At 72.9% G+C, this 13,657-nt stretch carries 12 protein-coding genes; 7 read left to right on the forward strand and 5 right to left on the reverse strand.

All coding sequences use genetic code 11. From position 1 onward, the window contains the following. Positions 1 to 146: 146 nt before the first annotated feature. The 3 genes from ABZV34_RS16325 to ABZV34_RS16335 are packed head-to-tail and all read left to right on the forward strand — an operon-like array spanning position 147 to position 2,496. Positions 147 to 896 (forward strand): nuclear transport factor 2 family protein, encoded by a 750-nt coding sequence (locus ABZV34_RS16325; protein WP_356276056.1) that lies wholly within the window; start codon positions 147 to 149, stop codon positions 894 to 896. Then, a complete protein-coding gene (locus tag ABZV34_RS16330; protein WP_356276059.1) occupies positions 893 to 1,234 on the forward strand; it encodes a YciI family protein in 342 nt (113 codons plus the stop codon). Before ABZV34_RS16325 ends, ABZV34_RS16330 begins: the two co-directional genes overlap by 4 nt. Continuing rightward, a complete protein-coding gene (locus ABZV34_RS16335; RefSeq protein WP_356276062.1) occupies positions 1,231 to 2,496 on the forward strand; it encodes an RNA polymerase sigma factor in 1,266 nt (421 codons plus the stop codon). Before ABZV34_RS16330 ends, ABZV34_RS16335 begins: the two co-directional genes overlap by 4 nt. A 69-nt stretch (positions 2,497 to 2,565) precedes the next feature. Here ABZV34_RS16335 and ABZV34_RS16340 read toward each other — a convergent pair whose 3' ends face one another. Both ABZV34_RS16340 and ABZV34_RS16345 read right to left on the reverse strand, forming a co-directional pair. Next, positions 2,566 to 4,155 (reverse strand): alpha-amylase family glycosyl hydrolase, encoded by a 1,590-nt coding sequence (locus tag ABZV34_RS16340; RefSeq protein ID WP_356276065.1) that lies wholly within the window; start codon positions 4,153 to 4,155, stop codon positions 2,566 to 2,568. Positions 4,156 to 4,327: 172 nt separating this feature from the next. Continuing rightward, positions 4,328 to 5,293: a GlxA family transcriptional regulator gene (locus tag ABZV34_RS16345; protein ID WP_356276068.1), complete on the reverse strand. Its 966-nt coding sequence runs from the start codon at positions 5,291 to 5,293 to the stop codon at positions 4,328 to 4,330. A gap of 136 nt (positions 5,294 to 5,429) precedes the next feature. Here ABZV34_RS16345 and ABZV34_RS16350 point away from each other — a divergent pair, with 136 nt between their 5' ends. Next, positions 5,430 to 6,068, forward strand: a complete 639-nt coding sequence (locus tag ABZV34_RS16350) for an HD domain-containing protein (protein ID WP_356276157.1) — start codon at positions 5,430 to 5,432, stop codon at positions 6,066 to 6,068. Positions 6,069 to 6,248: 180 nt separating this feature from the next. After that, on the forward strand, positions 6,249 to 7,169 hold the full coding sequence (locus ABZV34_RS16355; RefSeq protein ID WP_356276071.1) for an NADP-dependent oxidoreductase: 921 nt from the start codon (positions 6,249 to 6,251) through the stop codon (positions 7,167 to 7,169). A 91-nt stretch (positions 7,170 to 7,260) separates the two neighbouring features. Here the strand turns inward: ABZV34_RS16355 and ABZV34_RS16360 are convergent, their stop codons facing one another. Together ABZV34_RS16360 and ABZV34_RS16365 are read right to left on the reverse strand one after the other, a co-directional pair. Next, complete coding sequence (locus ABZV34_RS16360) at positions 7,261 to 8,661, reverse strand: HAMP domain-containing sensor histidine kinase (RefSeq protein ID WP_356276074.1); 1,401 nt, start codon at positions 8,659 to 8,661, stop codon at positions 7,261 to 7,263. Continuing rightward, complete coding sequence (locus ABZV34_RS16365) at positions 8,658 to 9,599, reverse strand: response regulator (RefSeq protein WP_356276077.1); 942 nt, start codon at positions 9,597 to 9,599, stop codon at positions 8,658 to 8,660. Before ABZV34_RS16365 ends, ABZV34_RS16360 begins: the two co-directional genes overlap by 4 nt. 53 nt (positions 9,600 to 9,652) lie before the next feature. Here ABZV34_RS16365 and ABZV34_RS16370 point away from each other — a divergent pair, with 53 nt between their 5' ends. After that, positions 9,653 to 11,896, forward strand: a complete 2,244-nt coding sequence (locus ABZV34_RS16370) for an MMPL family transporter (protein ID WP_356276080.1) — start codon at positions 9,653 to 9,655, stop codon at positions 11,894 to 11,896. Beyond that, positions 11,893 to 12,591, forward strand: a complete 699-nt coding sequence (locus ABZV34_RS16375) for a DUF2993 domain-containing protein (protein ID WP_356276082.1) — start codon at positions 11,893 to 11,895, stop codon at positions 12,589 to 12,591. The genes ABZV34_RS16370 and ABZV34_RS16375 overlap by 4 nt, the downstream gene beginning before the upstream one ends. Positions 12,592 to 12,751: 160 nt before the next feature. Here ABZV34_RS16375 and ABZV34_RS16380 read toward each other — a convergent pair whose 3' ends face one another. Continuing rightward, the gene (locus ABZV34_RS16380) at positions 12,752 to 13,522 is read right to left on the reverse strand and encodes a GntR family transcriptional regulator (protein ID WP_356276085.1); all 771 of its coding nucleotides are present in this window, start codon (positions 13,520 to 13,522) and stop codon (positions 12,752 to 12,754) included. Positions 13,523 to 13,657 lie beyond the last annotated feature (135 nt).

Below are 13,657 nucleotides of genomic sequence, written 5' to 3' on the forward strand. Positions count from 1 at the left end.
TCGGGCGCCCCCTCCCGTATGCCGTATGCCGTATGCCGTACGGCCTGTGCCGCCGGCTGTCCGCGAAAGATGTGAGGGGCGTGTCGATTCGGCGCGCTCCCGTTCGTCGGTGGGGTGTAGGAAGCTCTTGAGCACCGGGAGGAACCATGAAGTACATGCTGCTGGTCTGCGGTGACGACACCGCCGACGCCTCCGGCATGGCCCCCGTCGAACCCTGGGTCGAGGAACTGAGCGCCCAACGGGGCGTGCGGCTGCACGGCCACCGCCTGCGCCTGCCCGCCGACGCGGTCACCGTACGGGTGCGCGACGGCGAGGTGCTGCGCACCGACGGACCGTTCGCGGAGACGAAGGAGTACGTCGCCGGATACGACATCCTGGAGTGCGCCACCCTGGAGGAGGCCGTCGAGGCGGCCGCGAAGCACCCCGTGGCGTCCGTCGGCGCCCTGGAGGTCCGCGCGTTCTGGGACGACGAGGACGCCGAGAGGGAGATCCGCCGGCTCGACGCGGAAGTGACCGCCGCCGTCCGCGACCACGACGTCGACCGGGCGATGGCCTGCTACGCGCCGGACGTCGAGGTCTTCCATCCCGGGAGCGGTGGCGAACAGAGCGGGGTCGGAGCCCTGCGCAAGGCGGTGGAGCTCTGGTTCTCCGCGGTGGACGGGCCGGTCGAGCGCGAGGTGCTCGGCCTCCGGATCCGGGTCGACGAGAGCATCGCGTTCGGCCATGCGCTCGTACGGACGCGCGCCGCGCTCGCCGACGGCGGGAAACTGGACACCACGGAGCGGGTGACCACCGGCTACCGACTGGCCGGCGACCGCTGGCGGATCGTCCACCAGCACATGTCGGGCCCGGGCGACGCATCCGCCGTCACACGGAACGAGGAGGGCCGGTCATGAAGTACGTCCTGTTCATCTGCACCCCTGTCGGCGGTGAGGAGCTGAGCCCCGAGGAGACCGCCGACGACCCCCGCTTCACCTCCTACATCGAGGAGGTGCGCAGCCGCGACCTGGTCAAGGGCGGCGCGCGGCTGCGGCCGTCCACCGACGCCACCACCGTCCGTGTCCAGGGCGACGAGGTCCTGCTCAGCGACGGGCCGTTCATGGAGTCGAAGGAGTACATCGCGGGCATCGACATCATCGAGGTGGCCGACCTCGACGAGGCCATCGCGCTCGCGTCACGGCATCCGGCGGCGCTGGCCGGCGGATCGGTGGAGGTACGGCCGGTCTGGGAGTGAACGGGAACCCGGGAGCGGAGGACGTCGAGGGCGCGGTCGCCTCGGCCTTCCGCGAGGAATGGGGCCAGGTCGTCGCCACCCTGATCCGGGTGACCGGCGACTGGGACCTCGCCGAGGAGTGCGCGCAGGACGCCTTCGCCCAGGCCCTGGACCGGTGGCGGCGCGACGGAGTCCCGCGCCGCCCCGGCGCCTGGCTGACCACGACCGCGCGCCATCGCGCCCTGGACGTGCTGCGCCGGGAGGCGGTGGGCGCGGAGAAACTGCGGGAGGTGGCGGTACTGGCGCGGCACGAGGGACCGTACGACCCGGAACACGAAGAGGACGCCGGAGTGGTGGACGACCGGCTGCGGCTGATCTTCACCTGCTGTCACCCCGCGCTGCCCATCGAGGCCAGGGTGGCCCTCACCCTCCGGACGCTGGCCGGGCTCACCACGTCCGAGATCGCCCGCGCCTTCCTCGTCCCCGAGGCGACGATGGCACAGCGGCTGGTGCGGGCCAAGCGGAAGATCCGCAACGCCGGGATCCCGTACCGTGTTCCGCCCGCGCATCTGCTGCCCGAACGCACCACCGGCGTCCTCGGCGTGGTCTACCTGCTCTTCAACGAGGGGTACGCCGCCACGTCCGGCGCGGATCTGGTGCGTACGAGCCTGTGCGCGGAGGCGGTCCGGCTCGCCCGGGTACTGGCCCTGCTCATGCCCGACGAACCCGAAGTGCTCGGCCTGCTGGCCCTGTTGCTGCTGCACGACTCCCGCCGGGCCACCCGGGTGGACGCGGCCGGTGAACTGGTGACGCTGGAGGACCAGGACCGTACGGCGTGGGACCGGGCCGCTGTCGACGAGGGCGCCGCCCTGCTGGAGACCGCCCTGCGCCGCGGGCGTCCGGGGCCCTACCAGATCCAGGCCGCGATCGCCGCCTGCCACACCACCGCCGCGACGGCCGAGGAGACGGACTGGGCCGACATCGCGGCGCTGTACGGGGAGCTGGCGCGTCTCGTACCCTCCGCGGTGGTGCGGCTCAACCGTGCGGTGGCGGTGGGCATGGCCGAAGCCCCGGCGGCGGGGCTGGCGCTGGTGGCGGAAGTCGAGCGGACGGGCGAGCTGGACGATTACCACCTGCTGGCCGCCACCCGGGCGGACCTGCTGCGCAGGACGGGGCGTTCGGCGGAGGCGGCCGAGGCGTACACCAGGGCGCTGGAACTGGTCGAGAACGCGGCCGAGCGGCGTTTTCTGGAGAGGCGCCTCGCGGAGTGCCGATCCGTGTAGCCCGGTTCGCCGGAGCTCCGCCCCGGCCGGATCCCCTTGCGACGGGGGCCCGGCCGGGGCGCCCTCGGCTCACCCGTCGAGTTCGAAGACCCCGTACGCGAAACCGTCGGCGGTGACGGAGGAGCCGTTCAGGTGGACACCGGAGGTCTCCAGCGGCCGGGCGCCACGGATACCGTCGAGCGTGCAAGTCCCGCTGCTCCGGGCCGGATTGAGGACAACGAGATAGCGGCCGCCGCGCACGTGGACGAACGGGTATCCGGCGTGCAGCACCTCCACCGAGCCGTCCGGGCCGAGCTCGGGGGCGACGGAGCGCAGGGCGATGAGGCGGCGCACCAGGTGCAGGAGCGAGTTCTCGTCGGCGCGCTGCGCGGCGACGGTGGGACGGGTCGGTGACGGGTCGAGGGGGAGGTAGAGGCGGTCCGCCGGAGCCGTGGAGAAGCCGGCGTTCGGGCCGTCGTCCCACTGCATCGGGGTACGCGAACCCGCGCGGTTGTAGCGCGGACCGAGCACACTGCCTTCCTTGTCGGGCAGATCAGGGACGTAGCGCATGCCGATCTCGTCGCCGTAGTAGATCGCCGGGAGGGTCGGCCAGGTGAGCTGGAAGGCGAAGGCGACCGGAAGCTGTTCGGCCGTGCGGGGACCGCAGCTGAGGCGGGAGAAGTCGTGGTTGGCGGTGGGCAGGGAGATGAAGCCGCTCGCGCCGAGCGTGCCGGACGCCCGGCGCCAGGCCTCGACGAAGGGCTCGGGCGAGCCCAGGCCACTCGGGTCGAAGAAGCAGTCGAGCGGGTCCCAGGCCTCGTTGACCGTCCCCGTGCCGTTGCTCCACAGCGACCGCAGCGCCAGACCGTCGGTGTCGCCGCCGAACTGCAGGAAGAAGTCGGCGTGGAAGCCCGCGGGAACGGAGACCTCCGGCTCGCCCCACTCCGAGAGCAGCACCGCGTCCGGATGCGCGTCGTCCAGCCAGTGGCGCAACTCGCCCCAGACCGCTGCGGTTTCGCGCCTCCCGGGGTCGTCCTTGACGAGCGACGCGGCCATGTCGACGCGGAAGCCGGACAGACCGAGGCCCAGCCAGTGATCCATGATCGTGCGCAGGGCCGCCCGGTTGGCACGCGGGCCCTCGGCATTCACCGGTCCGCGCCATGGCTCCGCCGGATTCCCGCGCGCGTAGCCGAAGTTGAGGGCGGGCTGGAAGGCGAAGAAGTTGGGGAGATAGGCCCCCGGCCGCGTGCCGGGGGAGGGGACGAAGCCGTCCGGGCGGCCCTCGGGCGCCCAGATGTAGCGGTCGTCGGCCGGGTCGTCGGCGGCGGCCGTGAACCAGGGGTGCTCGTCGGAGGTGTGGCCGGCCACCAGGTCCAGCAGGACCCGGATGCCGCGCCGGGACGCCTGGTCCACCAGCTCGGCGAGGTCGTCGCAGGAGCCGTGGCGGGGGGCCACGGCCAGGTAGTCGCGGATGTCGTATCCGGCGTCGCGGAACGGCGACACGAAGCACGGGTTGAGCCACACGGTGTTGACGCCCAGCCACGCGAGGTGGTCGAGGCGCTCGGTGATCCCGTGGAAGTCACCGATGCCGTCGCCGTTCGAGTCGGCGAAGGACTGCGGGTAGATCTGGTAGAAGACGGCGTCGGCCAGCCAGCCGGGGGCGGGACGGAACGAAGTCATGAAGGGGACCTTAGGTCAGCGCAGCGGGCACGCGCTGCCCCTGAGCTGTCGGCTGTTCGGCCGTCGTTCCTCGCTCCGAGCCGAACCCGCCGGGCGCCGGAACGCGGTCCGGACCGGGCCCGCCGGCTCCGCCGCGGGTCCGGCCGGCTCGGCGAGGTCGTCTGGTGGGGTCTTACGCGCGGCGAGCGGTGCCGAAGCGGCGCTGGTAGGCCCCGGGACTGAGGGACAACTCCCGGGCGAAGACCCGACGCAGACTCTCGTAACCGGGAAATCCGGCCAGAGCCGCCGCCTGTGTCGCGGTGTGGCCCTGGTCGAGCAGAGCCTTCGCGATGTCGAACCGGATCGACTCGACGTACCGGGCCGGTGTCGTGGACATCTCCTCCCGGAACAGCCGCGTCAGATGGCGGGGGCTGAGGTTGAGGTGCCTGGCGAGTTCATCGACGGAGTGGCTCCCGCCAGGATCACCCGTCACCAGGTCGACAATGCCCCGAAGGGCCGGGGACCGGGGAGGGGGGCCCTGAAGGGGCGCGGAGAACTGTGACTGGCCGCCGGCACGTCGCAGATAGACCACCAGGGCGCGGGCGACGTCCCGGCCCAGGTCGGGGCCGTGGTCCTCCTCGACGAGCGCCAGCGCCAGATCGATGCCGGCACTGACACCCGCCGAGGTGTACGTGGTTCCGTCACGCACGTAGATGGAGTCGGGTTCGACGCGGGTCTTCGGGTACCGGGCGGCGAGTTCCCCCGCGACCTTCCAGTGCGTGGTCGCGCGCTTGCCGTCCAGGAGGCCGGCGGCACCGAGGACGAACGCCCCCGAGCAGACGGACGCCACCCGACCGGACCGGACCGCCAGAGCCCCCGCGGCCTCGGCCAGATCGCGGGTGACGGGCGTCCTCGGGTAGATGTCCCCGCCTGGCACCACGAATGTGTCGGGGGCAGGCTCGGAGGTGGGGTCGCCGTCGACGGCGACACGTATGCCGGTGGACGAGGCGACGTCGGCCCCGGTGGTCGACAGCAGGGCGATGCGGTAGTCGGCACCCAGTCGATTCGCTTCGGCGAACACCTCTGCGGGACCGGCGACATCCAGCAGTTTGACCCCGTCGTAGACGAGGATCACGACGCGGTGCGGGGCGAGGGTCACGGTCCCGTTCCTTCGGTGTCCGGATTCAAGTGGTTCCTGGCCGTACCGATGCGGCGGCCCCGGCCATGTGGTCGGCACCGTAGAAGGCGGAAGGACCGGCTACTCGTCACACACCACATCGGAAAGCGTGGACATCATGAACGACATCATCGCAGAGGTGGAAATTCCCGAGACCGCGGCAGTGGCGGAAGCCACCGATTTCCTCAGGGAAACGACCGGGCCGCTCATCTTCCATCACTCTCGGCGTGTTTTCCTCTTCGGCAGCCTTCACGCGCAGAAGCTCGGCCTCCAGCCCGATCCGGAACTTCTCTACATCTCCGCCATGTTTCACGACACGGGCCTTTTGACCCCGTTCTCGGGCGAGGAGCAGCGCTTCGAGCTCGACGGCGCCGACCACGCGCGCAGGTTCCTGCTCGACCGCGGGTTCCCCGCCGGCGCCGCCGAGGTCGTCTGGACGACGATCGCGCTCCACACGACGCCGGGGATTCCCGGCCGGATGGGCCCGGAGACGGCTGCCATGAACTACGGAGTTCTCACCGACGTGGTGGGCTGGGGGCTGGACGGACTGGACGGCGCTCAGGTGGAGGAGATCGTCGCCGCCCATCCGCGCGGAGAATTCAAGACGGAATTCCTGCGGGCATGTGTCGACGGGCTCAGGAATCGTCCCGACACCACCTACGGGACCGTCAACTCGGACGTGCTGGAACACTTCGTACCGGGTTTCCGCCGCACGACCATGGTCGAGCGCATCATGGACGCGCCCTGGGCGAAGTGAATGCGAAGAAGCCAGGAGCGGGCCGATGGTCTTCTCCGCCGCCCATGTCGTCAGTCACGTCGCGCTGAGCCCGCCGGGGTCACTGATCGCCCACTGATCGCCCTCGTCCACGCGGGCCGGTCCCGTGACCAGGGATCCACCGGCCCCGAGACCGGTGCCGAAAACCAGAGAGGAACGTTGATGAAAGCCATCGTCGTCCGAGACCGCGACGCGGCCACCCGTGGCCTGACCTTGACGGACCTGCCCCATCCCCACGCCGCCGAGAACGACGTCATCGTGCGGGTGCATGCCGCGGGATTCACCCGCGGAGAGCTCGACTGGCCCGGGACCTGGTCCGATCGCGCCGGCCGCGACCGCACTCCGAGCGTGCCCGGACACGAGGTCTCGGGCGTCGTGGCGGAGCTCGGATACGGAACCACCGGTCTCACCGTCGGCCAGCGGGTCTTCGGGCTGACCGACTGGACCCGCGACGGCTCGCTGGCCGAGTACGTCGCCGTCGAGGCCCGCAACCTCGCCCCGCTGCCCGCCGACGTCGACCACGCGTCGGCGGCCGCGCTGCCGATCTCCGGACTGACCGCCTGGCAGGGTCTGTTCGATCACGCGCACGTCATGACCGGCCAGACCGTCCTGATCCACGGCGCCGCGGGCGGCGTCGGTTCGCTCGCGGCGCAGCTCGCACGCGAGGCGGGAGCCCGCGTGGTCGGCACCGGCCGGTCCGCCGACCGGGAGACCGTCCTCGCGCTGGGCGCGCACGCCTTCCTGGACCTGGAGACCGACCGCCTGGAGGACGCCGACCAGGTCGACGTGGTGTTCGACGTGATCGGCGGTGACATCCTCGACCGCTCGGCCGCGCTCGTACGCGGCGGCGGCACACTCGTCACGATCACCCGGCCTCCTTCCGTCCGGCCCGAGGACGGGCGGGCGATCTTCTTCGTCGTGGAACCCGACCGCGCGCGCCTCACGGACCTCGCCCAGCGGCTCCGCGACGGACGACTCGGCGTACGGATCGGCGAGGTGCGGCCGCTGTCCGAGGCGGCCGCCGTCTTCGCCCCCGGGAGGCGCGTCCCCGGCCGGAGCATCATCCGGGTCACCGAGGACTGAGGACTGAGGACTGCGGACTGCGGACTGAGGACGACCGAGGGGACACACGCGAGCCTCGGCAAGGGTGTGGAAGCCGAAGGCGGCCAGTGGGTCAGCCGGTCGGCCCCGGCCGCTCCGGCACCCGTACGGTGAAACACGCGCCGCCCTCGGGGCCGTGCCCCGACGCCGTCACCGAACCGCCCAGACGCTGGGCGAGCCGGTGCACGATGGCCAGGCCGAGGCCGGTTCCGACCGGCCGCACGCCCTGGTAGCGGGCGTGCAGGGTGCCGCGTTCGAAGGCGACCGCGGCGTCCTCGGGTGTGAGCCCGGGGCCGCCGTCGCGCACCTGGATCCGGGCGCCGCCGCCGTCCGGGACGAGGGCCAGCACCAGGGGCGCGCCCGCCGGCGTCACCCGCAGCGCGTTCTCCGCGAGGCCGTCGATCATCTGGCGTACCCGTACGCCGTCCGTCTCGACGGTCAGGGCACGGCCCGGCCGCTCGACCCGGAAGACCACACCGTGCCGCGCGCAGCGATCCGCCCAGACCGTGCCGGCTTTCCCGACCAGCGCGTCCAGATCCACCGGCCGGGTCTCGACACGGAAGTCGTCGGTCTCCAGATGGGCGAGATCCAGCAGGTCCTGCACGAAGCGTTCCAGCCGCCGTGTCTCGCTGAGCAGGGTCTCGCCCACCATGGGGAGTTCCTCGGGTCCGACCACGCCGTCGGCGAGCGCCTCCGCGTAGCCCAGGGTCGCGGTGAGCGGGGTGCGCAGCTCGTGCGAGACGGAGAGCAGGAACTCCCGCTGCCGGTTCTCGCTGTGCGCCAGCGCTTCGTCGAGGACGTTCAACGCACCGGTGAGGTCGGTCAGTTCACGGGGTCCGCCCGGCGCGGCCCGCAGCCCGCGCTCACCCTCGGCCAGCCGCCGGGCCGTGGTCGCGGCCGCGGTGAGCGGCCGCGACAGACGCCGGGCCAGCAGCAGCCCGGCGAGACCGCCGCCCACCAGACCGACCGCGAGCGGGAGCGGAAGCGCCCTGCGCATCCGGGCCACACTGTCGTGGACGACGACGTACGGCTGGGTCAGCACGACGGCACCGCCCCCGGGGGTGGGACGGCCCTCGACCAGGACGCGCGTGCCGTTCAGGGACGCCTCGGTGGACACCGCCTCACCGCCGAGCAGCCTCGTCCGTGTCCGGTCGTCCACGGCCGCGGTCGCCGGACCCACCGTCTCCCCGCCGGGGACGACGACCGCGACCTGCTGTCCGTTGGAGCCCGCGAGCCGCTGTTCACGGTCGAGGAGGAGCTCCGAGAGGGCGGGCGTCCGGCTCAGCACTTCTGCCTGGCGGCCCAGTTGGTCGCGCTGCTGGGCCTCCGCGCCGGTCCGCACGAGGTACCAGGCGGTGACACCCGTGAGTACCACGGCGACCAGCGCGACCGCCGTCGTCACCAGGGTGATGCCGCGGGTGATCGGACCAGGCCGCCGCCACAGCCGGCCGCCGCCGTACCGGGGAACCCTCACCGTGCCGGGTCCGCGGCGCTGTAGCCGACGCCCCGCACGGTCCGGATCGGGCTGGCGTCGCCGAGCTTGGCGCGCAGTTGCGCGACATGGACGTCCACGGTCCGGCTGCCCCGGTAGTCGGCCTGGCCCCACACCTGCGCGAGCAGCTGCTCGCGGGGGAAGACCCGGCCGGGATGGCGCAGCAGATGGGCGAGCAGGTCGAACTCGGTGGCCGTCAGTTCCACGGACCGCCCGTCGGCCTCCGCCGTGCGGCGCACGGGGTCGACCGCGACCCGTCCCACGCGCCGGGCCGAGGCTTCGGGCGGTCCGGCCGTGCGGCGCAGCACCGTCTTGACCCGGGCGACCAGCTCCCGGGGCGAGAAGGGTTTGGTGACGTAGTCGTCCGCGCCGAGTTCCAGACCGAGCACGCGGTCGGCCTCGTCGTCGCGGGCCGTGACCAGCAGCACCGGCGTCCAGTCGCCGTCCTCGCGCAGTCTGCGGCACACCTCGACGCCGTCCAGCCCCGGCAGCGCGATGTCGAGGACGATCGCCACGGGACGCAGCCGCCGCGCCGCCGCCAGTCCGTCCCGGCCGTCCGTCTCGACGTGCACACCAAAGCCCTCGCGGGTCAGATAGAGCCGCTGGAGGTCGGCGATGTGCCGCTCGTCCTCGACGACCAGCACGAGGCCCTTGCTGTCCGGCATGCGGTGCTCCTCGTCCCCCGCGCACCGGGATCCGTGGGGGACTCGTGCGGGGGGATGCGTACGGGGGCCGTACGCGGATACGTACGGAGGCCGTACGCGCGGGCGTACGGGACTGGCGGTACGGCTGGGGGGCCGTACGGGACTGGCTGTACGACCGGGGGGCCGTACGGGACTCGCCGTACGAGGGGTCGTACGCGAATTCGATGCTAGCCCGGCGGCGCCGGTACGCGGGCCGGTGGCCGCGCGCCCTGACATTCCTCGAACATTCCGCTGATCCACCGCTCACCTGCGGCTTCCATGATCCCGTCATGACTGCCTCCGCACCTCCCGACACCGCACCCCCGGGCCCGCCCCCGGCCACACCTCCCGGCGCGCTGCACCGACTGGGCCGCTGGTGCGCCCGTCACGCCCGGCGGGTGATCGTCGCCTGGCTGCTCGTCCTGGTCGCCGCCTTCGCCGCCGACCGGGCCTGGGGCGGCACCTACGAGGACGAGTTCTCGCTGCCGGGCACGACCGCGCAGCGGGGCGCCGATCTGCTGGAGGAGCACGGCAGCGATCTGAAGGGCGTCGGCGCGCAGATCGTCGTGACGGCGGACGACGGGCTCGCCGCCCACCGGACGTCCCTCGACGCCGCGACGGCCGGGCTCGGCCGGCTGCCCGAGGTGCTCACGGTCGCCGGACCGCTGACCACGCCGGGCGCCGTCTCCGCGGACGGCACGGCCGGCTACGCCACGGTCCGGTTCGCCGACAACCCCGCGACCTTCGACCGTTCGTACCTGGACGGGGTCGACCGGGCCGTCGCCGGCCTGCGCGCCGATCACGTGAGCGTGGACTACGGCGGACCCCTCGGCCAGCTGGCCCGGCCCAAGGCCGCCGACGGACTGTCGGAGGCGATCGGCCTGGTGACCGCCGTGGTCGTGCTGCTGTTCGGTTTCGGCAGTGTCGCGGCGGCGGGCCTGCCCTTGGTCACCGCGGTCGCCGGACTCGCGGGCGGGGTGGCCGTCCTCGGACTCGTGGCCGCGGGCGTCACCTTCGGTGCCACCGCGCCCACCCTCGCCACGATGATGGGGCTGGGCGTCGGTCTCGACTACGCGCTGTTCCTCACCACGCGCCACCGCGGACTGCTCGTGTCCGGGGCGGGCCCGGAGGAGGCGGCGGGGCGCGCCCTCGCCACCAGTGGACGGGCCGTCCTGGTCGCGGCGGCGACGGTCGCCATGGCGCTCGCCGGCCTGTACGCCTCGGGTGTCTCGTTCATCGGCAGCCTGGGCGCCGCCGCCGGGATCACCGTGCTGGTCGCCGCGCTCGCCTCGCTCACCCTGACTCCGGCGCTGCTCGGGCTGATGGGCGCGCGCCTAGACCGCTGGAGCGTGCGCCGGCCGGTGGCCGAGTCCGAGGGCGACGACGACACCTGGCGCCGCTGGGCCGCGACCGTCGGCCGCAGGCCCTGGCTCTTCCTCGTCGCGGGCCTGCTGGTTCTCGGGGTCCTCGCGCTTCCCGTCGCCTCCATGCGGCTCGGTCACATCGACGCGGGCGCGAGCCCGGCGGACTACACCGAGCGCCGGGCCTACGACGTGATCTCGGACGGGTTCGGCGCGGGCACGAACGGCCCGCTCACGGTGGTCGTCGCACTGGACGGGACCGGCGCGGACCGGGACGCGGTCACCGCCGGCGTGCGCGCCGCGCTCTCCGGCACCCCCGACGTCGTCACCGTCACCGGGCCGGTCCCCACGTCGGACGGCGGTCTGCTCACCGCCACGGTCGTGCCCCACCGGGGGCCGGAGGACGCGTCCACCACCGCCCTGGTGCACCGACTGGAGGACCAGGTGCTGCCGCGGGCACTCGACGGCACCGGGGCGCGCGCCTACGTCACCGGCACCACCGCCGTCCAGATCGCGTTCCGCGACACCCTGGTGGAACGGCTGCCGTGGGTCGTGGGGGTGGTCGTCGCCGCGGCCTTCGTCGTGCTGCTCTGCGTCTTCCGCAGTCTCCTCGTGGCCCTCAAGGCCGCCGTCCTCAACCTGCTGTCGATCGGCGCGGCCTACGGTGTGGTGGTCGCCGTCTTCCAATGGGGCTGGGGCGGTGCGCTGTTCGGTGTGACCGAGCCCGTGCCCGTCGAGTCGTTCGTCCCGACGATGATGTTCGCCATCGTCTTCGGGCTCTCGATGGACTACGAGATCTTCCTGCTCTCGCGCATCCGTGAGGTGTGGCTCGAGACCGGGGACAACGACGCGAGTGTGGCCGGCGGACTGGCCGCCACCGCGCGGGTCATCAGCTGCGCGGCGATCGTCATGACCAGTGTGTTCCTCGCCTTCCTGCTCTCCACCAACGTGGTGATCAAGATGATGGCGCTCGGGCTCGGTGTGAGCGTGGTCATCGACGCCACGATCGTGCGGCTGCTGCTCGTCCCGGCCACCATGTACCTCTTCGGCAGGGCCAATTGGTGGCTCCCGCGTCCACTGGACCGGATCCTGCCGCGCCTCGACCCCGAGGGGACGGTTGTGGTCCGGCGGCCGGAATCCGCCGCGGTCCGTGGGACGGAGACGACCGCATGAGGCGCCGCACCGTGACCGCCCTGGCCTGCGCGGGTCTGCTGGTCGCCCTTCCGGTGGGCGGTGAACTGTTCGCCCGCGCCGAGCTGGAGCACCGCATCCGTACCGCGATGGCGTCCCGGGTGCCGGACGGAGATCTTGAGATCGGGCTCTCGTCCCGGCCCGCGCTCCTCCAACTCGCCGACAGACGACTGCCGTTCGTCGAGGTGGACGGAGCGCACGCGCGCATCGGCCGGATTCCCGACGCCTCGTTCCACGCCCGGCTGGAGGACGTACGGCTGACCGGCGGCGGTGACGAACGCGCCGAGGTGGCCTCGGCGCGGGTGACCGTGCTGGTCCCGTCGAGTGCTGTGGCCGGCCTGGCCGGGGACTCCGGCGGCCTGCCGGTCACCGGAGTGCGTACCGACCCCGACCGGGACACCCTGACGCTGCTGATCGGGCAGGGTGGCCTGGGAAGCGTGACCGTCCGGCCCGAAACCGTGGGCGGACGCGTCGGGATGACGGTGACCGCGGTCGAGATCATGGGCAGGCCCGCCCCCGACGCCATGGCGCGACGGATCCGCGACGCGGTCGCGCGGCGGGCCGACCCCGAGGAGTATCCGCTGGGGCTGCGCGCCACCTCGGCGCGGGTCGAGGAGGACGGTGTCCACGTCAGCCTGAAGACGGACGGGCCCGCCACGCCGAGCCGCGCCGGCTGAGCGACCACCCGGGAACGCCGGTCCTGGACGGGGTGGCCGGGCCGGCCCGCGACGCCGGGCCGGCCCCCCGTGCGGCCCGGAACGCGGCCGGCCGACCACCAAGGGCACCGGGCGCGGGACCGGTTGGCACCGGGCCGGGGCAGCGTGGGCACCGGCCGGGTCAGCCGGCCGCCGGCAGCGTGAACTCGTAGACAAGCGCGTCCTGTTGCGCCTCCACGACGAGGTCGGTGATCTCCAGGGGCCGGTCGTACTGGTCGTGCACGCGCCGGGTCACCAGCACGGACTGGGGGAGCCGGGTGATCGCGTCCCGGTGGTGCAGGGTCAGCCCGGCCCGGCGCATCCAGTCGTAGGCCCGCCGCAGCTGCGCCGAGGCGGTGCCGTCCGCGCGGTCGCGGTAGCGCGCGAGTTCCTCCACTTCCGTCACCGCGACCGCTGAGAAGGAGGTGACGGCCGTCCGCAGTCCGCTGCCGTCCGCCGCGGCCGACTCGTAGCGGTGCACGAGGGTCGGGCGGCGTGGCGCGAGCCCCAGGGCCAGGGCGTGCTCGGGTGAAGGCGCCTCCCAGGTCACCCGCGCGTGCCGGACGCCGCACGGTTCCCGGCTGTGCGCGCCGACCGGGAAGTCCAGCGACGGGATGTGCTCGGCGTGGCTGCCGGGGAGTGTCGCGTGGCTGCCGCGCCGGTCGGTGGAGACCAGCCCGGCCAGCCGCAACTGCTGCAGTGCCTGGCGTACGGTCTCCCGGCTGACCCCGAACCTGGTCGCCAGCTCCCGCTCACCCGGGAGGCGTTCGCCGGGCGGAACGGTGCCGTCGCGCAGTTCACCGAGGAGCTGGGTGGCGATCCGCGAGTACCGGGTCTCCTGGCCGGAGGGGTGGAGGTCCCGCGCGGGCGGGTCGGTCGGACGGATGTCGGACGGGTGGCTGGTGCGGGCCATGTCCGCGCCTCCTGCGTGGTGACTAGACGTAGCCGTGCGGGCTCATTGCGCGACCAGATCTAGCATTGGTCTAAACCACGAGGGAAGGGCGGCCGGGAGGTTCGGCCGATTTCAGACCGCGCGCTCCCGGCGGTT

The sequence above is a fragment of the Streptomyces sp. NPDC005195 genome (genome assembly GCF_040608315.1).
In the GTDB taxonomy this organism is placed as follows: domain Bacteria; phylum Actinomycetota; class Actinomycetes; order Streptomycetales; family Streptomycetaceae; genus Streptomyces; species Streptomyces kaempferi.